We start from the raw sequence: 22,522 nt of genomic DNA, 5'->3' as shown, positions 1-22,522 counted from the left end.
CATTACTCTTATCCTAATCTTGGACGAATCCCATAATTTCTATACCGCCAATAATCGCGCAAAATCCGGTCATGATCAAAACACAAATTACCAGGAATAGACCAAGGCTCAAAAATCCCCACACCCTTAGCATCATCACCCGCTAAAGGCTTACCCGTCGCAGTAGCCAAAAACACAATGCTGATTGTATGCTGACGAGGATCACGACTGGGGTCAGAATATACCAATAACTGCTCGACCAACTCCACCTTTAATCCTATTTCTTCCTCAGCCTCGCGCCGCGCTGCTACCTCCACCGGCTCACCATAATCGACAAAGCCACCTGGTAAAGCCCATCCTAAAGGCTGATTATGTCGCTCAATTAATACAATCGGTCGATGCGGTCTATCAATTAATTCGATAATAATATCAACTGTTGGCGCAGGATTTTTGTAACTCATATTTGTGAATCGTTATTTTTACTAATCTTGCCATTTCTTTACTGTTGTTCCTATTTCTTCATGAACAACAACTGTTAACGCTGATCATGCCATGATAAATTCGATGCGTGTTTTACAGATCCCTATATTTCAGGTTAATTATGCCTTTTCCTAGATCAAGCGGTATTTTGTTACATCCAAGTTCCTTTCCCAGCCGTTTTGGTATTGGGGATTTAGGTTTAGAAGCTTATCGTTTTATTGATTTTCTCAAAAATAGTTATCAGCAATATTGGCAAGTTTTACCTCTTGGCCCCACTGGGTACGGTAATTCTCCTTATATGTGCTACTCAGCAATGGCAGGAAATTACTTTTTGATTAGTCTAGAAAAACTGGTAGATGAGGGTTTTTTAGCTGAAGCTGATTTTGCTAATTTACCAGAATTTCCGACAGATAAGGTAGATTTTGAGCAAGCTATCCCTATTAAAGTTAATCTGCTCAAAAAAGCTTGCGAGAATTTTAAAACTCAAGCAACTGCTATCCAACGCAAAGCATTTCATCATTTCTGTAACACCAAAGGCTATTGGCTCGATAATTATGCCTTATTTATGGCGCTTAAAGATGCCCGAAATGGTGCAAGTTGGCATACTTGGGAACCACAACTGGCAAGAAGAGAACCAGCAGCATTATCCCAAATAGAACGAGAACTCACAGATGAAATATTTTATTACAAATTCGTTGAATATGAGTTTTTCCGTCAGTGGTCAGAATTGAAGAATTATGCCAATCAAAATGGCATAGATATTATTGGTGATATCCCCATTTATGTAGCTCATGATAGTGCTGATGTGTGGGCAAATCCCGATAATTTTGCTCTAGATGAAGAAACAGGTGAAGCGGCTTTAATGGCGGGTGTACCACCTGATTATTTTAGCGCTACGGGTCAATTATGGGGCAACCCGGTTTACAACTGGGAGGAGTTGCAAAAGCAAGACTTTAAGTGGTGGGTGCAACGCTTTGAAGCAATGCTAGATTATGTAGATATAATTCGCATTGACCATTTCCGGGGTTTTGAGGCTTATTGGGCTGTACCTCAAGGGGAAGAAACTGCTGTTAATGGTGAATGGATTGAAGCTCCTGGAGTTGCTTTTTTTGAAGTTATTAAACAGAAGTTGGGTAAGTTGCCCATTTTGGCAGAAGATTTGGGGATTATTACACCGGAAGTGGAAGCACTGCGAGATCAGTTTGAGTTTCCTGGGATGAAGGTGTTACATTTTGCTTTTGGTTCTGACCCTGGTAATCCGTTTTTACCTTTTAATTACCCCAGAAATGCTGTAGTTTATACTGGTACTCATGATAATGATACGACTGTAGGCTGGTTTAATAGTGCCAATGATTACGAAAAGCAAAATTTGTTGCTTTATTTGGGATCTATTAGTCCTGATGGGATAAACTGGGATTTAATTCGATTAGCTCTGAGTTCCATCGCTAATCAAGCGATTATTCCTTTACAGGATGTTTTAGGACTAGGGACTCAAGCCAGAATGAATTATCCTAGTACTGCTGAGGGTAATTGGGGTTGGCGCTATCAGGCTGGGGTTTTGAGTGGGGAATTGTGCGATCGCTTGCAAAATCTTACCAAACTCTATGGCCGCGCTCCGAGTAATTCCTAATCATTTAATCATAATTGCCTACTCTAAATAAGAGTAACCTTTCATTTCTCAAAATTCATTACTTGTGTCAGGGGCTGGCTTAACTTAATTGGTAATCAACAGTCAAAATCATTATTCGTAATCACAATCAGTATTAGCTCGCTCACGGATTACTACACTGATTACAATCATCTTAATTCGTGATTATGGTAATTGCTTGTACCCTATTCTAATTACGAATTACGAATTACGAATTATTACTTAAACCAGCCCTTTTACTAAATTCAGCACTTTTTACGACCTGAGTTTAGCCGCAATCCTGATTTCTTCCACTTTCCCTGTTTTTCCCATTTGTTTGGGTTTTTGCTGATTAACACTCATCAAAACACCACCAGCATTATTAGTTTTCACTGTAAGTTCCTCAGAGGCTTTCCAATTGCGGTGAGATCCTTCCGGTAAAACTCCCTCAAACTCGGTTTTACCATCAGCGACAACACGAAGCCAAGATGATGACTTCAACGTCACACCAATCTCTACTGCTTTATCTTCTGAAGTACTGCTACTAAATTGGGTTTTCTGCAACTCATTGGCTTGGAGTATTTCTGGTGTTGCATCAGATTTACTTTCTGTCTTTTGTTGATTTTGGTTATTTGCTTGCAAAGCGGCCTTGTTCAATAATTGAGATAAGCCGTTAACAGAGCAGATAATCAGAAAAATGTAAAGTAAGTAAAGATGAAGAGGACGTAATTGAGCAACAGGTTTAGGTTTCCAGCTGCTTTGTAAACTCATCTGTTGAGAACCAAGGGGAAAATTGCTAGCTAACTCTGCTCCCTTTAGCCCTAGTGCATCAGCAAATTGCCTAATTAACCCCTGTATATAAACTGGTTCTGGCAAATCGTTTAAATCACCTGTTTCAATTGCGTGCAGCAGTCTTCGAGGAATTCTGGTCATTGCCACAATTTCGTCTAGGGATAAACCCTGTTCTTGACGCAATGATCCCAGTTTATTGCCCAATTGGGTCAATTTTTCTACTTGTAATTGCTCTATTGACGGTTTGCTCGAATTTTCATCTTTCCTTCTCAGCCATTTCATGATTTCCCTACACTCCTTAACTCAACTTAATTGTTAATAGGTATCCGCTTTATCTGCTTGTTTAAAAAAATAATCTCTTCTGGTGTGAGATGCCGATAGTCACCTAAACCGAGAAAACCGCTTTTTGATGTTCGTAATTGAATTGAACCTATGGCGGTTCGATGTAGTTGGATAACAGGATATCCTAATTGTTCAGCCACACGACGAATCTGGCGATTTCTTCCCTCCTGTAAAATAATTTCTAATTTGCTTTGGTTAGCCAAACTTTCAATTAAGCGTACTTTAGCAGGTCGTGTTTTTCTATTTTCCAGAATTACACCTTTACGCCATATCCCTAGAACTGTTTCTGGGGGATTTCCGTTCACCACAACATGATATGTCTTAGAAATATTATGACTAGGATGAGTTAGCGCAAATGTCAAGTCCCCATCATTTGTTAATATTAATGCTCCTGTAGAGTCTGCATCTAAACGCCCAACCGGGTGAATACCTAAACCTTTTTGTAATTTTGGCGGTAATAGCTCCAAAACAGTAGGTCTTCCTTGGGGATCATCGCAAGTAGAAACCACACCAGCTGGTTTGTGTATCAACAAATAAATTAAAGACGGACGCTGGCTTTCAGAGACGGGTTTACCATCAATGCAGATTGTGTCTCGTTGGGGATCGACTTTTTGACCTAAATGTGCCAAAATCCCATTTATCTGCACTCGTGATTGTTTAATCATTTCTTCGGCCTCCCGACGTGAGGCTATCCCCAATTGAGAAATAATTTTTTGTACCCGTGCCTCCATGTGAAAATTGCTTCTTCCTTTAATACTTAAACTTAAATATTGGCATTTTGTAGTTAATAGTCATAAGTGCTACAGTTAAGAACTGTTTAAGGTTTGTGAATTTTTAAGCAAATACAGGCAATAAAGTTGTCAAATGACAGATAAAAGTTTCCCCGTTACAAATGGGAAGAAAATACGATTCATCACTCAAGTTCTGACTACAGCGATCAAGCTATGGCTGAGAACCCAATTAACTCAAGTATCTCAGATTGAGGTCGAGATTGGATCAAGCGATCGCCAACTCCTTTCTGGCTGTATCCCCTCGGTATCTATTTTTGCAACTAATGCAGTTTATCAAGGCGTTCATGTGACAAGGGTTCGACTTGGAGCAGAGAATATACGATTAAATATTGGAGCAATACTTAAAGGTAAGCCACTAAAGTTGTTGGAAGTAGTACCAGTAGTCGCTGAACTACTGGTGGAAGAACAGGATCTTAATAACTCCCTCCCATCTGAATTATTATCGACTGCTTTAAATGATGTACTGGTTAAATTATTACCAGAAGAATGCCAAAAATCCAAGCCTATTACTTGGCAGGAAATTACCATTGACAATCAGCGCTTGATACTCTGTGGTGTTTTATTACTTGAGAGTGAACCTACTGTCATAGAGATTTCTGTGGGTTTAGAACTACTTAATGGGCAAGAGCTACAATTATCACCAATTCAAATTAAATCAAATCAGGAAATTGTCGGTGACAGTAATTCTAAGTACCATTTAGATTTAGGATCAGATGTCGATATCAAAGAAATAACTTTGACATCTAGTCAATTAATATGTCATGGACGAATTAACGTCAACCCTTAAATTACGGAACTCTTAACAGGGAACAGAGGGAGATGGGGAGTTTCTTCTTGTTTTATCTACTAATCTCCTAATTCCTAATTCCTAATTCCTAATTCCTAATTCCTAACTCCTAACTCCTAACTCCTAATTCCTAATTCCTAACTCCGAACTCCGAACTCCGAACTCCTAACTCCTCAACAGCAGCGTTACGAAATAGTAAACTAAAGGAGCTGTAAAAATATAACTATCAGTGCGGTCTAATATCCCACCGTGACCGGGAATCAATTGTCCTGAATCTTTGACTCCGGCATCTCGCTTCAACATAGATTCGGTCAAATCACCTAAAAGACTAGCAATACCAATCAATAAACCCAATGCTGAACCAGTAATCAGGCAGTGAGGTAAATTGAGAAAATAAGCTCCTACTAGGGCTACTATAACGCTGCCTGTGATTCCAAATACGGCTCCCTCTACAGTTTTTTTAGGGCTGATATCCGACAAACGGGTTTTACCGAAAAATTTGCCAATCACGTAAGCACCGATATCAGCTGCCCAAATACATAAGAAAGTCAGAATTGTAAACGTTAAACCTTGTGGTAGAGCGGTTAAATTTCCCTGGGTTAAAACATCGTTCCAGTTGCTGGGCCAGTAACCACCAAAGGGGAGATTGCTAATAGATAGACTATCAAGATTTCGCAACCTGACCCAGTAACTAGGTAAATAACCTACATAAAACAGCCCCATAATAGAAGCGGAAATATCAGCTATGGTGGCTAATTGGGGCTGAAACAGTAGGTAAAAACAAATGAGTGTACCTGCTATTGGCATGACAGCGTCAGCTAAACTGCTATCGAGAGTGCAAATTGCTAATAAAATTTGGCTGACAAATATTGTGGTTTTAGCAGCAGGAGCTATACCTCTAGCGCGGACTAAATTAAAATATTCTTGTTGACCTAAAAAGACAACGATCGCTATTGCCACCGTAAAATACCAACCACCTAATAGGGTTGCAGACAAAGCAAGAGCGATCGCAATAATTCCACTAATAATTCGAGACCAAGGCATAATATTATTTTGGATTTGAGATTTTGGATTTTGGATTTAGTCCAAACACCGACCCTGGGAGGGAATATCAGACCCATAGAACTACGAAGTTCTAGCGGCTATTCCCGATGAATTGGGAAGCCCCATCCTATACGGTGGGGTAGTTCACTCTAGTTTCTCACCACTGAGAATAAAAATGGGATCAGCCGCTACAAAGGTTTGAGAATAGCCCCGTGTTTCTAAGCGGTTAACAGCCGACTGCACAACTTCGATATTTCTGGCTCTTAACTGAGAAAAGCTTTGGGAAATAGCATACAGACTTTCTAGATTAGCAGCTGTAGCCACGACTCGACCGGATGAAGGTAAATAACGCCACACAGCTTGTAAAATATCCTGAATAGTGCGCCCTCCTTCAATGCAGACGCGGTGAGGAGCGAGCTTGATATCATGTAAACATTCAGGGGCGCTACCTTCAATTACCTCTACATTTTTGACCTCAAAGCGATCGCAGTTGCGTTTAATTAAATTAGCCACTTCTTCATCTCTTTCCACCGCAATTACCCGTCCCTGTGGACACAGCAACCCCACCTCAACAGGAATCGTACCCGTACCCGCACCAATATCCCATAACACCGAATCTGGTTTTAGTCGCAGTTGGGAAATCAACAGCAATCTTAATTCTCGTTGACTGAGAGGAATACCTGGTAAATTCTCAAATAATTCATCAGGAATACCTGGACTAATGTAAGGCCAAAGTTGGGAAGGCATAAAAGATTCAAAATAATAAAAGGAGTCAGGAGTAGGGGCGAAGCATTCGGGCGATCAATTATCAGTTTTTGGCAAAGACTATTTTCCGAATGCTTCGCCCGTACAGGAATCAGAAGTCAGGAATCAGAAGTCAGGAGTCAGGAATCAGAAGTCAGGAGTCAGGATTCAGGAGTCGGGAGTCAGGAAAGAGAAAAAAGCTAAAATATTCCCCATTACCCATTACCCATTACCCATTCCCTATTTCTTCGCTTAAACCAAATCAATTTATTTTGCAAAACTACTTATAAACAATCATGATGAATAGCGAAATATTGGGAAATCGCTACGAGATTCAACAGCAGTTAGGCAAAAAAGCCGGACGACGGACTTTATTAGCCCGTGATTTCACAACTGATGAATTAGTAATTATCAAATTACTCTCTTTCAGTAGCGACTTTGAATGGGATGATCTCAAGCTGTTTGAGCGAGAAGCAGAAACCTTAAAATCTTTATCACATCCCTGCATACCTTGCTATCTCGACTATTTTGAGGTAAATTCACCCACTTATAAAGGATTTGCTCTCATCCAGACGTATATTTCAGCCTCAACTCTAGAGCAATACTTACAAACCGGGCGGACTTTTACAGAAATTGAAGTCAAAGCGATCGCTTCATCAGTTTTAGAGATTCTCATTTATCTACATGGGTTATATCCGCCTGTTATCCACCGTGATATTAAGCCTAGCAATATTCTGTTAGGAGAGCGATCGGGCAATAGTGTCGGTCAAGTTTATTTAGTGGATTTTGGTTCAGTCCAAACCGTTTTAGCCACAGAAGGCTCAACCTGCACAGTCGTTGGTACTTACGGCTATATGCCACAAGAGCAATTTGGTGGGCGGACTGTTCCAGCTTCTGACCTTTATAGTTTAGGCGCAACTCTCATTTATTTAGCAACAGGTACTCAGCCAGCAGATTTACCCCAAAAAGATTTTCGCATTCAATTTCAGCAACTTACTAACCTCAGTCCCACCTTAACTAACTGGTTAAAGCAAATAACAGAACCAACTTTAGAAAAGCGTTTTGCGTCTGCAACTGAAGCACTCACAGCTTTAGAACAACCACAAATTCATAACACCACCGCTTTAACCATTGGCAAACCAGCGGGTAGTAAAATTCAATTAATTAAAAATGAAGAATTTCTAGAAATTACCATTCCCGCAGTTGGCTTTCAATCATCAATGATGTTCTTAGGTTTCTTTGCAGTAGCCTGGAATTCATTTATCTTAATTTGGACTATTGGCGCTCTTTCTGCACCCTTTCCTGCCAACATTCCCTTTGCTTTGTTCTCCCTACCTTTTTGGGGCGTAGGCTTTTCTATGATCTACGGTATATTGTACGGCTTATTTGGCAGTATCAAACTACGTATAGATCACCAACAAATATTTCTTAATCATCAGTTGGGAAAATGGAAAATCCCTCGTCGTCGTTCAGCTTCTAGAGAAAGTATTAACAAACTGGTTTATACACCAAAATATTTTACTAAAGACTCTGACGGCGATAAAACTCAAATACCTGCAAAATTCGTACTTTGGGCAGGAGTAGAAAAATTTGAGCTTGATGTTAATAACGCCACTATCAAATCTGAAGCAGAATTAGAATGGTTAGCCCATGAATTGAGCAATTGGTTAAATATAGAAATCACCACTTAGACAAAAATATGATACTTCTTAGACATTTTTTAAACAGACTACTTGGCTTTTACCAGTTCTTTAAGCCATGATTGATTTGTGACAACAACAGGGGTGTAAACTCATGGAAAATATCTTAGTCAATCGCTACCAAGTTCAACAGCAGTTAGGCAAAAAAGCTGGACGACAGACCTTGTTAGCAAAAGACTTGAATACTGAACAACTAGTAATTGTCAAGTTACTTTCTTTTAGCAGTGATTTTCAATGGGATGATTTGAAATTATTTGAACGAGAAGCAGAAACCTTAAAATCTTTATCTCATCCCTGCATACCCCGCTATTTAGATTATTTTGAAATCAACTCACCCGAATTTAAAGGATTTGCCCTCATCCAAACTTATATCCCAGCCAAAACCCTAGAACAATACTTACAAATTGGACGCAAATTTACAGAATCAGAAGTTAAACAAATTGCTAAAGATATACTCAATATTCTCGTTTATTTACATAGCTTAAATCCGCCAGTAATTCATCGTGATATTAAGCCGAGTAATATTTTATTAGGAGACAGAACTGGTAATAATTTTGGTGAAGTTTATTTAATAGATTTTGGCTCAGTGCAAACAGTTTTAGCTACAGAAGGAACAGGAACAAGAACTATTGTCGGTACTTATGGTTATATGCCACAAGAACAATTTGGAGGTAGAACAGTTCCCGCTTCCGATCTTTATAGTTTAGGTGCAACATTAATTTATTTAGTGACTGGTTCCCATCCCGCAGATTTACCAGAAAAAGATTTTCGTATCCAATTTGAAGAAATCACTAATCTCAGTCCAAATTTTACTAACTGGTTAAAATTAATGATTGAACCCAGTTTAGGAAAACGGTTACGTTTTGCAAATGAAGCAATCATAGCTTTGGATCAACCAAAGTCTTTAACACCAAGCAATACTCATTTAACTTTCAAGAAACCAACTGATAGTAAAATTCAATTGACAAAAAATCAGGATTTAATAGAAATTATTATTCCACCAGTTGGTTTAAAGGTATCTACATTAACATGGTTTTCAAGTAGCATTATCCTAGCTTTTATTAATTGGGCATATCTTGCTTTATGGATTCAATATTCAGTAATTAATCCATTTATTTTAACAATATTATTGATATTTTTAACGGCGGGATTTATATCAATATATAAGTTACTTTTTCGCTTATTTGGCAGGATAAAATTAGTGATTAATCAACATCAAATTACATTAATTCGTGAATTATTTGGCACAAAAATAAAAGTTCCTAAACCAGCAACAAAAGAGGATATTTGTCTAATACAAAGAATTAGGAAACCTGTTTATAAAGATCTTCGTGTTAGTACATTAGAAATTAAAGCCCAAATTATAATTTGGGCAGGTAAAAGGAAAAAATTTATTATTGGTAATGATAATGATTTAATATCTGAGCCGGAACTTGATTGGTTGGTACATGAACTTAGTGAGTGGTTAGATATACCAATTAGGACAGAATAAATCTTATAGTTAGTTACAGTGGCTTAAAAGGAAACTTATATGTTTGGACTAGGATGGCCAGAAGTAGCGATTATTACCATAGTTGCAATTTTGATTTTTGGACCCAAGAAAATTCCCGAACTTGGTAGCGTATTGGGGAAAAGCCTCCGGGGTTTTAAGGAAGAAATGAAAAATTCCGATGACGAAACAAAACTGGAACAAGAGGACAAATAATCACAAGTAGAGACGGGTTAATTCGCGTCTCTACTGTGGACTACAGTAGCGTATTTACTACAGAAGAAGGTGCTACTCCATTTTGGGAATCGTTAATTGTTGTTGAGTTTTGTGGTTGTATTTCTTCCTGTACACCCCGCACCTTAATTAACTTAATCGCCCGGTTAACACTTTCTGGTAATATGACCACCAGACTACCATCAGGAGCCATATCTAAGGCTTTGTTAATAGCTTGGGTTTCATCGAGAATTGATTCAAAGCGGTAATTAGGCTTGGCTTGAGTAATGCCTTGAGTAATCAAATCAGCGGCTGAACCGCGCAACCTACCTCTGGTGTCATCATCCTCTTTGATAATGATGTAATCAAAGATATTTGCTGATAATTTACCCAGAGTCACAAAATCTTCGTCACGGCGATCGCCAGGACCACCAACGACACCAATCCTCTGTCCAGTCGTCCAATTACGCACAAATGATCCCAAAGCTTCATAACTAGCAGGATTATGGGCATAGTCTACCAAAGCGTGGTACTTACCCAAATTGAACAAATTCATCCGTCCTGGTGTTTGACTAACTGAAGCGCGGAAAGTCTTTAAGCCAGCTCGAATTTGCTCTATAGTCACATTTTGTACAAATGCTGCCAAACCTGCGGCTAAAGCATTGGCAATCATAAATGGCGCTTTCCCGCCCATTGTCAAGGGGATATTTTCGGCTCTTTCTATACGGTGTGTCCAATCTCCTTTGGCAATTGACAGATAGCCATTTTCATATACTGCTGCTACTCCTCCCTTTTGGATATGCTTTCGCACCAATTCCGAGTCTGGGTTCATAGTGAAGTAAGCAATATTGGCTTTAGTTTTTTCTGCCATAGCGGCAACGCGGAGATCATCAGCATTGAGAACTGCATAGCCATCAGGGTATACAGCTTCTGCAACTACGCTTTTCAGGTTAGCTAACTGCTCAATGGTATCAATATCACCAATACCTAAATGATCCGCAGCTACGTTCAACACCACACCCACATTAGCAGACTCAAAACCCAAGCCAGAGCGAAGAATACCGCCACGAGCCGATTCTAGTACCGCTACCTCAACAGTTGGGTCTTGGAGGATCACATGGGCGCTTTGGGGTCCAGTATTATCTCCAGCTTCTACTAAATAATCACCGATATATGTACCATCAGTGGTTGTGTAACCTACTACTTTGCCTGTCTGCTTATAAATATGTGCTAGTAGGCGGGTTGTGGTAGTTTTGCCATTAGTGCCTGTGATGCTGAGGATGGGAATTCGGCTGGGTTTTTCGTTGGGGAACAGCATATCCATGACTGCACCAGCAACGTTACGGGGAGTGCCTTGACTGGGAGCGACGTGCATTCGGAAGCCAGGTGCAGCGTTAACTTCCACAATTACAGCATCTACTTCCCTGAGCGGGCGGCTAATATCCGAGGTAACAATATCCAAGCCTGCAATATCTAAACCGATAATTCTCACTACCCGTTGGGCTAACCAAACATTTTCCGGGTGGATTTCGTCAGTGCGGTCTACAGCACTACCACCTGTACTGAGGTTAGCAGTTGCCCGTAGATAACAAATTGTTCCTTTGGGTGGCACACTGTTGAGGGTGTAGCCTTGCCTTTCTAATAATTGGTAACTGGTACGGTCTAGCTCAATTTTGGTGAGGACGTTATCGTGACCTTCTCCGCGATTGGGATCTTGGTTAGTTTCTTCAATCAAATCACTAATGGAAGATCGGCCATTGCCAATTACGTGAGCGGGTACCCGTTCAGCTACGGCGACAACTTTGCCATTTACTACTAGTACCCTGTGGTCGCGTCCGACATAATATCGCTCAACAATAATGGAACGGGAAACTTGTCTGGCTGCTTCATAGGCTGCTTCAGCTTCATCCCAACTGCGAATATCAATGGTGATACCGCGTCCGTGATTGCCGTCTAGAGGCTTGATCACAATGGGATAACCGCCAACATAATCGATAGATTCTTCCAAGTCGTCTAGGAAGTTGATGACTGTACCTCTGGGAACAGGTACGCCGTTAGCAGCAAGAATGCGTTTAGTGGCTTCTTTATCACAGGCTAGTTCTACACCGAGAATGCCTGTATTATCGGTCATTGTTGCCTGCATTCGCTTCTGGTTGACACCGTAGCCCAACTGAATTAGAAAGCGTGCGGCTAAGGGCATCCAAGGAATACCTCTTTTTTCTGCTTCTTTGACAATGGCTTCTGTAGAGGGGCCTAAAGAAGCTTCACGCAAGAAGTCTTTCAGGTCTTGGATATCCTGATCTAGTTCTGCCTTGGGATAACGACCCCGATCAATAATGCTTTGACATAGCCGTACTGCTGCACGTCCGGCATAACGTCCCGCTTCCTCATTTATGTACTCAATCACTACCTGATAAACTCCAGGTGTGGCAGTCTCACGGGTGCGGCCAAAACCTACGTGCATTCCAGCTAATTCTTGGAGTTCTAAAGCTACGTGTTCTACGATATGACCCATCATTGTGCCTTCTCGTACCCGCATCAGAAAACCACCACGACAGCCAGGAGAGCAATAATGACCCTCTAGACTTGGCAGCGCCTCAACTAATCCTTCATAAAAGCCGGAGATTTCATTTGAGGGCATCTCAGCCAGGTTTTCGAGATCTAGGCGCATGACGATCAGTTTATGGCGTCGAATGCTCCAGTAGTTTGGGCCGCGTAAGGTCTGGATCTTGAGGATTCTCATGGGAATAGGTAGATGGAGATTCGGAACCAAAATTCTAGTTTCTTACTGGAATTGACCGCTAAACTGTTCATTACAAACAGTTTTTTCTCTTCAGATAGTAATTGTTCAAATCTGGTGGGAGTAAGAAATAAAGACGCGGTCAAGTCAGTGTAACCTCAGATACTCTATACCGTCAGCTGGAGATCCGATGCACAGCAGGTAAAACAGTCCGTTGGTAAAGATGGAAACGATCTCCGTAACTGAGGATATGTAAGCGTAAATTGTGAACGGTTAAGGGTTCATTGGCACTGACATGAGGTTCGTTGGTATGGGTAAGTTCCGTGGGATCAACAATTGTGACGCTGCCTTTGCCCATGACTTGCAACCAACCGTCACGTTCAAATACAGCACAAGTGTCTTCATCAATGCCAATGCCTAGACGATCGGGGTGTGCTGCGATCGCACTAATTAAACGTCCCATACGATTTCGGTTGTGAAAGTGCTGATCAACAACAACTTCAGGAATGAATCCCAAACCTGTTGCCATATCAACTAGGGAACGATTGGGTGCTTCACCACTCCCACCACCAGCAATCATGTGATGTCCCATCACTGCTGCTCCTGCACTTGTACCGGCTAAAGTCAATTGTCCAGCCCTTACCCGCTGCCGGATAATTTCCATAGCTGGTGTGTCTGACAGGACACCACAGAGACGTAATTGATCTCCCCCTGTTAAAAACACCCCTGTACAGGCTTCTAAGGATGCTTTAATCTGTGGGTTTTCGCATTGTTCCCGTTCTCGAATGTCTAAAATCTCAACTTTTTCAGCACCCATTTCTTCAAATATGCGAATATACCGACCACCGATAATGGCCGGTTCACGGGAGGCTGATGGAATAATTGTAATATACGCCTTGCTAGCACCGGCACGAGCAACAAAAGTCCGCAGGATTTCGCGTCCGTGAACTTTGTCTTCTGCGCCTCCGATAACTAGAACAGCGGTTTTAGTTGCTTGGGGTGTCCTCATTTCCAGCGATTTAGCTTTTAATTGCTGCATTGTGTTTCTCCGGTCAACAACTTCAGAAGCCATCGCCTTGGATGGGTTTCCAAGGCACTCCGTTGGGTGGGCAATGCCCGACTTGATGGAAGTGCCGCCGGCTTGTGGCGAATGGCGGGTGAATTTAACAAGGTTTACTAGCCTGTTGATTTTCGCCCTTTGCTTCTTTGAGAGGACACTTTTGATAAGTGTGGAGTGGCTAAAGCCTTTTCGATACTTTTCTCCTATTGGAGATTCTACCAAGTGGCTTGCTTCCCTGGAAGGGTGCGGGTAAGGCTGTCACCTGAAACGGGCTAACCGTACTTTAGTGCTTTCTCACCTTCTCTCCAACTTCTCACTTAACGCACACGATGCCTCAGTTTTCATGTGTCCGTTGCTGTTCCTCATCGCCAGAACCTTGTTTTTTGCCTATCCACTTGTTCCAGATTGGCAAAATAGTACTAGGGGCTAGATTTATCCTCTGGATTTGGGGCAAGCAGGTCTTGACACTCTTATTTCTGAGGCTGGCTCGATGCATCCTGGAAGTTGTTAACTTTGGTTGGATTATTAATTTAAATTTAGTTGTGACAATATTTAAACATAAATTAAGTAATTAGAAAAACTTTTGATCGCACCAAAAAATATATAGTTCTGGTACTTTTAGATACTATTGATTAAGTTTCTCTATGGTCTTACCTCTCTTTGGCTGCTTTTGTTGGCTAGATATTTAAATCTTAGTTTAGTGTCCTTGAATACGAATTACTGTGCGTTTTGATATAGTTACGCTTTTTCCTGACTGTTTTAGCTCGGTTCTGAGTTCCGGTCTTTTGAGTAAAGCCCTCACCAAACAGATTGCCCAAGTGCATTTGGTTAATCCTAGGGATTTTACAACTGATAAGCATCGGAAGGTCGATGATGAACCCTACGGTGGGGGTGTAGGGATGCTGATGAAGCCTGATCCCATTTTTGCGGCTGTGGAGTCACTGCCGACTTTACCCCGCCGAGAAGTGATTTTAATGAGTCCTCAAGGTCAAACCATAAATCAACCTCTGTTGCGCGAATTGGCGACCAATTACGACCAATTGATAGTGATTTGTGGACATTATGAAGGGGTGGACGACAGGGTACTAAATTTAGTCACTCGTGAGGTGTCTTTGGGTGATTTTATTCTGACTGGTGGAGAAATTCCGGCTATGGCTTTGATTAATGGGGTGGTGCGTCTGCTACCGGGAACGGTTGGTAAGGTGGAATCTCTCAAAGCCGAAAGTTTTGAGGAGGGGTTGTTAGATTTTCCCCAGTACACTCGTCCAGCCAATTTTCGGGGTTGGAAAGTCCCAGATGTGCTGTTGAGTGGAAATCATGCGGAAATTGCTAAGTGGCGTTTCCAACAACAAATTCAACGTACCGCTTCCCGTCGTCCCGATTTGCTGGAACAATGGCAACAGGAGAAGCAAGGGAGCAGGGAGCAGGGAGCAGGGGAGCAGGGTGAACATTAATTCTTTATCCTGATAGTGGTGCGTGGGTAAGCCATACTCCTGAACTCCTGAACTTCTGAACTCCTGAACTTCTGAACTCTTATTCCCTATGAACATCAGAATTGGTAACGGGTACGATATTCACAGATTGGTGAGCGATCGCAATTTAATTTTAGGCGGTATTCACATTCCCCACGAACTCGGTTTGTTAGGACACAGTGACGCTGATGTGCTAACTCATGCCATCATGGACGCAATGCTAGGCGCTTTATCTTTGGGGGATATTGGTCATTATTTCCCCCCCACAGATCCTCAATGGGCTGGGGCTGATAGTCTTGTACTATTAACCCAAGTACACCAGCTAATTCGTGACCAAGGTTGGAAAATCGGCAATATTGATTCTGTCATTGTTGCAGAACGTCCTAAATTAAAACCCCATATTTCTAAAATGCGGGATAAGTTAGCAGCAGTTTTAGAAGTAGAACCAAATCAAATCGGTGTGAAAGCTACCACTAATGAAAAATTGGGACCAACAGGCAGAGAAGAAGGTATTTGTGCTTATGCTGTGGTTTTGTTGGTAGCGGGTGATTAAATTTTAGGTATTTATCAAACAAAACCATTCACTAATCACTTTCATTAAAATCAATACTTGAATGCTAAAGATATATACTTAGTTAATTGAGGAGAAAATCATTCTATGCTAAATCAAAACTTAGGAGATGTAGATATTCCCGATTTAATCGCTTTAGATAAACATGGAAACAGTATTCTGGTTGGTAAAATTAGAGGTTTTCCTTTTAAGTACCCACATAACCATATAGGAAATGATCTTTGGCGAATGATTGAGAACTGGCAACCGTCAGTCAGAGAAAGAGTTAAATTTGCTATGTTTGTTGATTTAGAAGATATTCTCATCTTTAAATGGAATGGTCATGAATTTTCAGAACCTATCAATTTTAAGACAAATGAGGTTTTTAATCATTACGATTCAAGCTTCAGTGAGAAAAGAATATTTAGTCTGTATCTTACAGGACTTACGGAAGGTTGGATTCGTGATTTAGCTTATCATTGGAAATCAGAAATACCACCGAAATTTAAAGAAATTGATGAAATTGGTTTGTTGCAACTTTTAGAAGATGGAGATACTACAACCCTTAGTAAAGGGATGCTTTCAATTTAATTCAGAATATTGCAGAAACAACTATTTTTCAACCAGAAGCATGGTTAATTAAAAATGATATCATGGATAATTTAATATTAGAATGTATCCTAGATCATGCCCAATTACATCCTCAAGAAGATAAAGCATTTATTAGTAATAATAGTAAGGACCTTGGTAAACCTGAAGTACAAATTTCTTTACGCAATGCTGGAATTAAATATTTTACAATCACGCAGGATTTTCTCAATTGGTTTAATTCTCGTTCATCAAGCTAAATAATTAATTATTAAAAATATGTCAACTACTAAAAAAATATCCAATTCCATAAAACGCTTTTTTTTACTCATAACTATCCTGTCATTTACAGCAATTTCAATTACTGCTTGCAACCCAACTAAACTGAAAAGTGACGCTGCTCAAGTTCCCCAATTAGTAACTAGCATTCTCAGTGACCCAAAAACATTTAACTATGCTCTTAATTCAGATGCTAACAATATTTTCGGATACACTTACGAGGGATTAATTAGCCAAAATCCACTCACGGGTAAACTTGAACCAAATTTAGCAGAATCCTGGCAGGTTTCTGAGGACAAATTAAAGATTACTTTTACGCTGCGCGATAATTTAAAATGGTCTGATGGACAACCACTCACCGCTGATGACGTTGTATTTTCTTATAACGACATTTATTTGAATGAAGCCATACCAACAAATGTTAGAGATATTTTGAGAATTGGTAAAGATGGCAAATTTCCCACTATTAAAAAAATTGATAAAAGACGGGTTGAATTTAGCATACCAGAACCTTTTAGACCTTTTCTGCAAAACTCTGGTGTACCTATTTTACCTGCTCATGCCTTACGAGAATCTATACAAACTAAAGACCAAGACGGAAAACCTAAATTTCTCACAAAATGGGGTGTTGATACTCCTCCAGAAGAATTAATTGTTAATGGCCCTTATAAACTGGAGCGCTACGATACAAGTCAACGTGTAATTTTCCGACGTAATCCTTATTATTGGCGTAAAGATGCTCAAGGTAATCCCCAACCTTATATTCAACGTATTATCTGGCAAATTGTCGAATCAACAGATACTTCATTACTGCAATTTCGTTCTGGAGGATTAGATGCTGTAGGGGTGACACCTGATTACTTTTCTTTACTAAAAGTCCAAGAAAAACAAGGTAATTTCTCCATTGAAAATGGTGGTCCATCTACTAGTACTAGTTTTGTGCTTTTTAATTTGAACAAAGGTAAAAGAGCAGGTAAGCCACTTATCGACCCTATAAAGTCACGTTGGTTTAATAGTGTAGAATTTCGGCAAGCTATAGCCTATGCTATTGACCGAAAAACCATGATCAATAATACGTTTCGTGGTTTGGGTAAAACACAAGATTCTCCAATCTCTGTCCAAAGTCCCTATTATCTTTCTCCAGAAAAAGGGCTAAAAGTTTACAATTACAATCTAGAAAAAGCGAAGCAATTATTACTTAAAGCCGGCTTTAAATATAATGCTCAAAATCAACTGGAAGATGCTGAAGGAAACCGTGTGAGGTTTGCTTTGCTTACTAATGCAGGTAACAAAATTAGGGAAGCAATGGGTTCGCAAATTAAACAAGACTTGAGCAAAATAGGTATCCAAGTTGATTTTACACCTTTGGCATGGAATACTTTTGTAGATAAACTTTCTAATACTTTAGATTGGGAAGCATCTTTGCTAGGTTTGACTGGAGGTTTAGAACCAAATGATGGTGCTAATGTTTGGTCTCCTGAAGGTGGATTACATATGTTTAATCAGAAACCACAACCAGGACAAAAACCGATAGAAGGTTGGGAAGTTTCACCTTGGGAAGAAAAAATTCATGCACTTTATATTCAAGGCGCACAGGAGTTTGATGAAGCCAAAGTTAAAGAAATTTATGCCGAAAGTCAACGATTAACACAGGAGAATTTACCATTTATTTACTTAGTGAATTCCTATTCTATGACAGCTATCAGGAATCGCTTTGAAGGTTTACAATATTCTGCGCTTGGTGGTGCATTCTGGAACATTCATGAGATTAAAATTACTGAATAGGTGACAGGTGACAGGTGACAGGTGACAGTTAAGAGGGTTAAGAGTTTTAAGAGTAAATAGCGAACAGCAAGTGAGAATTTTACCAATCACCAATCACCAATCACCAATTACCAATCACCAATTACCAATTACCAAAAATTGCTGTGACTCAACCTGAAGCTTTGCGATCGCTCTTAGCAGCCGTCGCCAATGGTAAAATCAGCCCAGATAGGGCATTCGACTCACTTAAGGACTTACACTATGAATCCGTAGGTGACTTTGCCAAAATTGACCACCACCGTCAATTAAGAACCGGATTTCCAGAAGTGATTTGGGGACAGGGTAAAACACCTGATCAAATTGCTCAAATTATGGAAGTCATGCGTCAACGCGGTTCTGTAGTCATGGCAACCCGAATTGAACCAGCCATTTATGCCACGCTGCAACAGCAAGTAAAAGAACTGCAATACTATGAGATGGCGAGAATTTGTGCCATTAGTCCTGCCAATATTGAACCAAAATTCACCGGCACAATTACTATACTTTCAGCGGGTACAGCCGATTTACCCGTAGCCGAAGAAGCCGCAGTTACAGCCGAACTTTCGGGTTTCCGTGTCCAGCGTCTCTGGGATGTCGGTGTAGCCGGAATTCACCGTTTATTAAATAACCGTCACGTAATTGATTCCGCATCAGTATTAATTGTGGTAGCAGGAATGGAAGGGGCTTTACCTAGTGTGGTTGCAGGTTTGGCTGATTGTCCCGTAATTGCTGTTCCCACCAGTATCGGTTATGGTGCAAGTTTTTCGGGTTTAGCACCTCTACTAACAATGCTCAACTCTTGTGCAGCTGGTATAGGTGTAGTTAACATTGATAATGGCTTTGGTGCAGCAGTTCTCGCAGGGCAAATCCTCCGAACTGCTGAAAAATTGAGCTTGGCATCACAGAAATGTGAAAGTTGACAAAATCAAATAGGAACCGAGAGTCAATAATGCGTAATGTCGCTTAAACTTTAGATGTCATCGGCTACTGTAAATTGTCACAACCAGACCATAGAAAATATGAACTACTTAAGTGTAAGTGATTCAATCTCTCAGTTACTTTGGCATTTGCCTGTAGATATCACTTTCCTAGCGCAACAAGTTCGTGATGCTGATCTTATGGGTCAGGTACAACGAAATTGGAACCACTTTGTCCAGACAGGACAAATTTGGGCTTTATTGATTGGGTTGGTTATTGGCTATATGCTCAAAAGTCTGACAAGTTACGGTTAAGGTAATTTTAGATTTTAGATTTTAGATTTTGGATTGATACTGATTCAAAGTCTAAAATCGCCAATTGTTATTTCCTCTCCCTTCTAATTTATGACAGAAAAACAAACTTGGAGCCAGCGGTTTGAATCCGCGCTACATCCGGCAATCGCTCGTTTTAATGCCAGTATAAGTTTTGATATTCAACTTATAGAATATGACATCACTGGTTCCCAAGCTCATGCTAAAATGCTGGCTCATACAGGGATTATTTCTCCAGAAGAAGGAGAAGAATTAGTTACAGGTTTAGAACAAGTCCGCCAAGAATACCAACAAGGCAAATTTCAGCCGGGTATTGATGCTGAAGATGTGCATTTTGCCGTAGAAAAACGACTGACTGAAATTGTTGGCGATGTTGGTAAAAAGCTACATACTGCCCGTTCTCGTAATGACCAAGTAGGTACTGATACCAGACTCTACCTCCGCGACCAAATTACCCAAATTCGTCAGTATTTACGGGAATTTCAAACTGTATTACTGGAAATAGCCGAAAAAAATGTTGAAACTCTGATTCCTGGCTATACTCACCTGCAACGCGCTCAACCAGTGAGTTTAGCCCACCATCTGTTGGCGTACTTTCAAATGGCACAACGTGATGGGGAACGCTTGGGAGACGTTTATAAACGAGTGAATATCTCTCCTTTGGGTTGCGGTGCTTTAGCGGGAACTACTTTTCCCATTGACAGACACTACACAGCAAAACTATTAGATTTTGATAGTGTTTATGCTAACAGTTTGGATGGAGTGAGCGATCGCGATTTTGCGATCGAATTTCTTTGTGCAGCAAGTTTGATCATGGTTCACCTCAGCCGTCTCTCAGAAGAAGTGATCCTCTGGTCATCAGAAGAATTTCGCTTTGTCACCCTCAAAGATAGCTGTGCCACAGGTTCCAGCATCATGCCCCAAAAGAAAAATCCCGACGTTCCCGAATTAGTGCGCGGGAAAACAGGACGTGTATTTGGTCATCTCCAAGCCATGTTGGTGATTATGAAAGGGCTACCCCTGGCATATAATAAAGACCTACAAGAAGACAAAGAAGGCATATTTGACAGCGTTAACACAGTTAAAGCCTGTTTAGAAGCCATGACAATTTTACTGCGGGAAGGTTTAGAATTTCGCACCCAACGCCTTGCACAAGCAGTCACAGAAGACTTTTCTAATGCCACCGATGTTGCAGATTATTTAGCTGCAAGGGGAGTACCTTTCCGGGAGGCGTACAACATGGTGGGCAAAGTTGTGAAAACCAGTATCGCCGCAGGTAAATTACTCAAAGACTTGACATTGGCAGAATGGCAACAAATACACCCAGCATTTGCAGCCGATATTTATGATGCAATATCCCCTCGTCAAGTAGTTGCAGCCCGCAACAGCTACGGTGGTACTGGTTTTGCCCAAGTCAAGCAAGCTATCATCGCAGCCCGTACTCAAGTCAATACTTAGTGAGTACCGAGTGGTGAGTGCTGAGTTGTATTCATTTTCTGCCTTCTGCCTCCTGACTCCTAGCCCTAACGAAAAGACTTATATGGCTTACGCCACGCTATCAGCAACCCCTAAATAAGTAAGGGCGTACAAATAAAATAAATGTACGCCCGAAGATAAAAAATTAATTCAAGAGTAGTTATTTAAACAGTTAATTCATTTCAGCTCCATCAACTGCTGCTGCTCCTGTTCCTTCTTCTTCTTCACTCTTAGGTGGTCTTTGTTGGAACCTTCTTTGCATTCTTCCTGTAGTCGTCCGTTTACGAAACTTTCTGGCATACGCCTGGTTCCGTAGCGCCTTTTCTTTTTTCGGATTACGGCGCTTGGCCATATTCACCTCATGAATAAACAACAAAAAAATCGGCATCTAGGCAATATCAGCTACCGATGTTATTGATATACTTTTAGCCTAGTGCAGAAAATCAATATACTTGAAACAGTATACTAGTCTACCGTATTACAGGAGTCTATGTCAAGCTAAATTTAGAATTATTTCTGCAAAAGTGAAAATTTAGATGTAATTCATCTATCCGTGAGATTACAAGTAGTTCCTTGATTTCCACAACAATATAGATGCAATACAAACATCAGTTTAGTTAGAGAATTAGTCAATAATTCAAACCAGCAATACATTTGAGAAATTCAGATTTTTAGGCAAATTTTCCTGAATTTATTTTGCTAACATATAGCAATCCTAAATCATAAACCCTAGTTATTCCACTGCAACGACATCGGTCTATATTCAGTACTAGGAAACTAGAAAGTACAAAAATTTGCAGTTTAAACATCCTTGCTATTTTTACACCAGTGATCCAGTCAACACGTTCTTTATGGCACTTTGGACAAACAGTATTGGGTATTATATTTCGACATCCCATTACTGGTACTAGTGTTATCCCGATTTTACCTGATGGTCGAATTGTGCTAATTCGACGGCGAGATGATGGTTGCTGGTCTTTACCTGGTGGTATGGTGGATTGGGGAGAGGATATTCCTAACGCAGTCCGTCGGGAGTTAATGGAGGAAACCGGACTTGAGTTGTTGAAAATTCGGCGTTTGGTTGGTGTTTACTCTGCACCAGATCGAGATCCTAGAATTCATTCAATTTGTATTGCAGTTGAAGCAGAAGTACAAGGAGAAATGAAGGTTAATGACTCCTTAGAAGTATTGCAAATTCAAGCTTTTTCTCCTAGTTCCCTACCTCAACCACAGATGTCTCATGACCATGCTCGCCAGTTACAAGACTATTTAAATGGTTTAACAACATTGGCATAATAAAAGTTAGAGATTTTAGA

General features: G+C 40.5%; 22 protein-coding genes. 14 read left to right on the top strand and 8 right to left on the bottom strand.

Going from position 1 to position 22,522, the window contains the following annotated elements:
* Positions 1-8: 8 nt before the first annotated feature.
* On the bottom strand, positions 9-440 hold the full coding sequence (locus ACOWPH_RS07155; RefSeq protein WP_015214733.1) for an NUDIX domain-containing protein: 432 nt from the start codon (positions 438-440) through the stop codon (positions 9-11).
* Positions 441-580: 140 nt separating this feature from the next.
* On the opposite strand from ACOWPH_RS07155, the gene malQ reads away from it, so the two are divergent.
* On the top strand, positions 581-2,089 hold the full coding sequence (gene malQ, locus ACOWPH_RS07150; RefSeq protein ID WP_015214732.1) for a 4-alpha-glucanotransferase: 1,509 nt from the start codon (positions 581-583) through the stop codon (positions 2,087-2,089).
* Positions 2,090-2,362: 273 nt separating this feature from the next.
* On the opposite strand, the gene ACOWPH_RS07145 is transcribed toward malQ, so the two are convergent.
* Complete coding sequence (locus tag ACOWPH_RS07145; RefSeq protein ID WP_015214731.1) at positions 2,363-3,160, bottom strand: helix-turn-helix domain-containing protein; 798 nt, start codon at positions 3,158-3,160, stop codon at positions 2,363-2,365.
* Between the two features lie 26 nt (positions 3,161-3,186).
* Positions 3,187-3,951 carry a pseudouridine synthase gene (locus ACOWPH_RS07140; protein WP_015214730.1) on the bottom strand — a complete coding sequence of 255 codons (765 nt, stop codon included), beginning with the start codon at positions 3,949-3,951 and terminating at the stop codon, positions 3,187-3,189.
* Positions 3,952-4,084: 133 nt separating this feature from the next.
* Here ACOWPH_RS07140 and ACOWPH_RS07135 point away from each other — a divergent pair, with 133 nt between their 5' ends.
* A complete protein-coding gene (locus tag ACOWPH_RS07135; protein WP_015214729.1) occupies positions 4,085-4,798 on the top strand; it encodes a DUF2993 domain-containing protein in 714 nt (237 codons plus the stop codon).
* 165 nt (positions 4,799-4,963) lie between these two features.
* On the opposite strand, the gene ACOWPH_RS07130 is transcribed toward ACOWPH_RS07135, so the two are convergent.
* Complete coding sequence (locus tag ACOWPH_RS07130; RefSeq protein ID WP_015214728.1) at positions 4,964-5,842, bottom strand: phosphatidate cytidylyltransferase; 879 nt, start codon at positions 5,840-5,842, stop codon at positions 4,964-4,966.
* A 144-nt stretch (positions 5,843-5,986) separates the two neighbouring features.
* Positions 5,987-6,589, bottom strand: coding sequence for a precorrin-6Y C5,15-methyltransferase subunit CbiT (cbiT, locus tag ACOWPH_RS07125; protein WP_015214727.1), 603 nt, complete (start codon positions 6,587-6,589; stop codon positions 5,987-5,989).
* 296 nt (positions 6,590-6,885) lie between these two features.
* Here cbiT and ACOWPH_RS07120 point away from each other — a divergent pair, with 296 nt between their 5' ends.
* From ACOWPH_RS07120 to tatA, 3 genes are all read left to right on the top strand, one after another.
* Positions 6,886-8,277, top strand: a complete 1,392-nt coding sequence (locus ACOWPH_RS07120; protein WP_042464968.1) for a serine/threonine protein kinase — start codon at positions 6,886-6,888, stop codon at positions 8,275-8,277.
* Between the two features lie 103 nt (positions 8,278-8,380).
* Positions 8,381-9,778, top strand: coding sequence for a serine/threonine protein kinase (locus ACOWPH_RS07115; RefSeq protein ID WP_015214725.1), 1,398 nt, complete (start codon positions 8,381-8,383; stop codon positions 9,776-9,778).
* 39 nt (positions 9,779-9,817) lie between these two features.
* Positions 9,818-9,991: a twin-arginine translocase TatA/TatE family subunit gene (tatA, locus tag ACOWPH_RS07110; RefSeq protein WP_015214724.1), complete on the top strand. Its 174-nt coding sequence runs from the start codon at positions 9,818-9,820 to the stop codon at positions 9,989-9,991.
* A gap of 40 nt (positions 9,992-10,031) precedes the next feature.
* On the opposite strand, the gene cphA is transcribed toward tatA, so the two are convergent.
* Together cphA and ACOWPH_RS07100 are read right to left on the bottom strand one after the other, a co-directional pair.
* Complete coding sequence (cphA, locus tag ACOWPH_RS07105; RefSeq protein WP_015214723.1) at positions 10,032-12,731, bottom strand: cyanophycin synthetase; 2,700 nt, start codon at positions 12,729-12,731, stop codon at positions 10,032-10,034.
* A 172-nt stretch (positions 12,732-12,903) separates the two neighbouring features.
* Complete coding sequence (locus ACOWPH_RS07100) at positions 12,904-13,767, bottom strand: cyanophycinase (protein WP_015214722.1); 864 nt, start codon at positions 13,765-13,767, stop codon at positions 12,904-12,906.
* A 743-nt stretch (positions 13,768-14,510) separates the two neighbouring features.
* Here ACOWPH_RS07100 and trmD point away from each other — a divergent pair.
* The 8 genes from trmD (at position 14,511) to argH (ending at position 21,188) form a co-directional block, all read left to right on the top strand.
* A complete protein-coding gene (gene trmD / locus ACOWPH_RS07095; RefSeq protein WP_015214721.1) occupies positions 14,511-15,242 on the top strand; it encodes a tRNA (guanosine(37)-N1)-methyltransferase TrmD in 732 nt (243 codons plus the stop codon).
* An 88-nt stretch (positions 15,243-15,330) separates the two neighbouring features.
* Positions 15,331-15,813, top strand: a complete 483-nt coding sequence (gene ispF / locus ACOWPH_RS07090) for a 2-C-methyl-D-erythritol 2,4-cyclodiphosphate synthase (RefSeq protein ID WP_015214720.1) — start codon at positions 15,331-15,333, stop codon at positions 15,811-15,813.
* Positions 15,814-15,918: 105 nt separating this feature from the next.
* Complete coding sequence (locus ACOWPH_RS07085) at positions 15,919-16,401, top strand: hypothetical protein (protein ID WP_015214719.1); 483 nt, start codon at positions 15,919-15,921, stop codon at positions 16,399-16,401.
* A gap of 62 nt (positions 16,402-16,463) precedes the next feature.
* Positions 16,464-16,658, top strand: coding sequence for a hypothetical protein (locus ACOWPH_RS07080; RefSeq protein WP_052334521.1), 195 nt, complete (start codon positions 16,464-16,466; stop codon positions 16,656-16,658).
* Positions 16,659-16,677: 19 nt separating this feature from the next.
* A complete protein-coding gene (locus ACOWPH_RS07075) occupies positions 16,678-18,462 on the top strand; it encodes an ABC transporter substrate-binding protein (RefSeq protein ID WP_015214718.1) in 1,785 nt (594 codons plus the stop codon).
* A 143-nt stretch (positions 18,463-18,605) separates the two neighbouring features.
* The gene (gene larB, locus ACOWPH_RS07070; protein WP_015214717.1) at positions 18,606-19,400 is read left to right on the top strand and encodes a nickel pincer cofactor biosynthesis protein LarB; all 795 of its coding nucleotides are present in this window, start codon (positions 18,606-18,608) and stop codon (positions 19,398-19,400) included.
* A 99-nt stretch (positions 19,401-19,499) separates the two neighbouring features.
* The gene (locus ACOWPH_RS07065) at positions 19,500-19,712 is read left to right on the top strand and encodes a hypothetical protein (protein ID WP_015214716.1); all 213 of its coding nucleotides are present in this window, start codon (positions 19,500-19,502) and stop codon (positions 19,710-19,712) included.
* A gap of 90 nt (positions 19,713-19,802) precedes the next feature.
* Positions 19,803-21,188 carry an argininosuccinate lyase gene (gene argH, locus ACOWPH_RS07060; RefSeq protein WP_015214715.1) on the top strand — a complete coding sequence of 462 codons (1,386 nt, stop codon included), beginning with the start codon at positions 19,803-19,805 and terminating at the stop codon, positions 21,186-21,188.
* A gap of 190 nt (positions 21,189-21,378) precedes the next feature.
* On the opposite strand, the gene ACOWPH_RS07055 is transcribed toward argH, so the two are convergent.
* Positions 21,379-21,558, bottom strand: a complete 180-nt coding sequence (locus ACOWPH_RS07055) for a hypothetical protein (RefSeq protein WP_015214714.1) — start codon at positions 21,556-21,558, stop codon at positions 21,379-21,381.
* 476 nt (positions 21,559-22,034) lie between these two features.
* Here ACOWPH_RS07055 and ACOWPH_RS07050 point away from each other — a divergent pair, with 476 nt between their 5' ends.
* Positions 22,035-22,502 (top strand): NUDIX hydrolase, encoded by a 468-nt coding sequence (locus ACOWPH_RS07050; RefSeq protein WP_015214713.1) that lies wholly within the window; start codon positions 22,035-22,037, stop codon positions 22,500-22,502.
* Positions 22,503-22,522 lie beyond the last annotated feature (20 nt).

Source organism: Anabaena sp. PCC 7938, assembly GCF_049315035.1.
In the GTDB taxonomy this organism is placed as follows: Bacteria; Cyanobacteriota; Cyanobacteriia; order Cyanobacteriales; family Nostocaceae; genus Anabaena; species Anabaena cylindrica.
Note: the sequence above shows the minus strand (reverse complement) of the source record. Positions and strands in the feature narration are given on the sequence as shown.

What these genes read in the sequence shown, in the direction of transcription:
- argH (WP_015214715.1), top strand. Translation starts at nt 19,803, where the DNA reads ATGACAGAAAAACAAACTTGGAGCCAGCGGTTTGAATCCGCGCTACAT.
- tatA (WP_015214724.1), top strand. Translation starts at nt 9,818, where the DNA reads ATGTTTGGACTAGGATGGCCAGAAGTAGCGATTATTACCATAGTTGCA.
- cphA (WP_015214723.1), bottom strand. Translation starts at nt 12,731, where the DNA reads ATGAGAATCCTCAAGATCCAGACCTTACGCGGCCCAAACTACTGGAGC.
- ispF (WP_015214720.1), top strand. Translation starts at nt 15,331, where the DNA reads ATGAACATCAGAATTGGTAACGGGTACGATATTCACAGATTGGTGAGC.
- ACOWPH_RS07100 (WP_015214722.1), bottom strand. Translation starts at nt 13,767, where the DNA reads ATGCAGCAATTAAAAGCTAAATCGCTGGAAATGAGGACACCCCAAGCA.
- ACOWPH_RS07140 (WP_015214730.1), bottom strand. Translation starts at nt 3,951, where the DNA reads ATGGAGGCACGGGTACAAAAAATTATTTCTCAATTGGGGATAGCCTCA.
- cbiT (WP_015214727.1), bottom strand. Translation starts at nt 6,589, where the DNA reads ATGCCTTCCCAACTTTGGCCTTACATTAGTCCAGGTATTCCTGATGAA.
- ACOWPH_RS07055 (WP_015214714.1), bottom strand. Translation starts at nt 21,558, where the DNA reads ATGGCCAAGCGCCGTAATCCGAAAAAAGAAAAGGCGCTACGGAACCAG.
- ACOWPH_RS07155 (WP_015214733.1), bottom strand. Translation starts at nt 440, where the DNA reads ATGAGTTACAAAAATCCTGCGCCAACAGTTGATATTATTATCGAATTA.
- ACOWPH_RS07115 (WP_015214725.1), top strand. Translation starts at nt 8,381, where the DNA reads ATGGAAAATATCTTAGTCAATCGCTACCAAGTTCAACAGCAGTTAGGC.
- ACOWPH_RS07085 (WP_015214719.1), top strand. Translation starts at nt 15,919, where the DNA reads ATGCTAAATCAAAACTTAGGAGATGTAGATATTCCCGATTTAATCGCT.
- ACOWPH_RS07135 (WP_015214729.1), top strand. Translation starts at nt 4,085, where the DNA reads ATGACAGATAAAAGTTTCCCCGTTACAAATGGGAAGAAAATACGATTC.
- ACOWPH_RS07080 (WP_052334521.1), top strand. Translation starts at nt 16,464, where the DNA reads ATGGATAATTTAATATTAGAATGTATCCTAGATCATGCCCAATTACAT.
- ACOWPH_RS07120 (WP_042464968.1), top strand. Translation starts at nt 6,886, where the DNA reads ATGAATAGCGAAATATTGGGAAATCGCTACGAGATTCAACAGCAGTTA.
- ACOWPH_RS07065 (WP_015214716.1), top strand. Translation starts at nt 19,500, where the DNA reads ATGAACTACTTAAGTGTAAGTGATTCAATCTCTCAGTTACTTTGGCAT.
- ACOWPH_RS07145 (WP_015214731.1), bottom strand. Translation starts at nt 3,160, where the DNA reads ATGAAATGGCTGAGAAGGAAAGATGAAAATTCGAGCAAACCGTCAATA.
- malQ (WP_015214732.1), top strand. Translation starts at nt 581, where the DNA reads ATGCCTTTTCCTAGATCAAGCGGTATTTTGTTACATCCAAGTTCCTTT.
- ACOWPH_RS07075 (WP_015214718.1), top strand. Translation starts at nt 16,678, where the DNA reads ATGTCAACTACTAAAAAAATATCCAATTCCATAAAACGCTTTTTTTTA.
- ACOWPH_RS07130 (WP_015214728.1), bottom strand. Translation starts at nt 5,842, where the DNA reads ATGCCTTGGTCTCGAATTATTAGTGGAATTATTGCGATCGCTCTTGCT.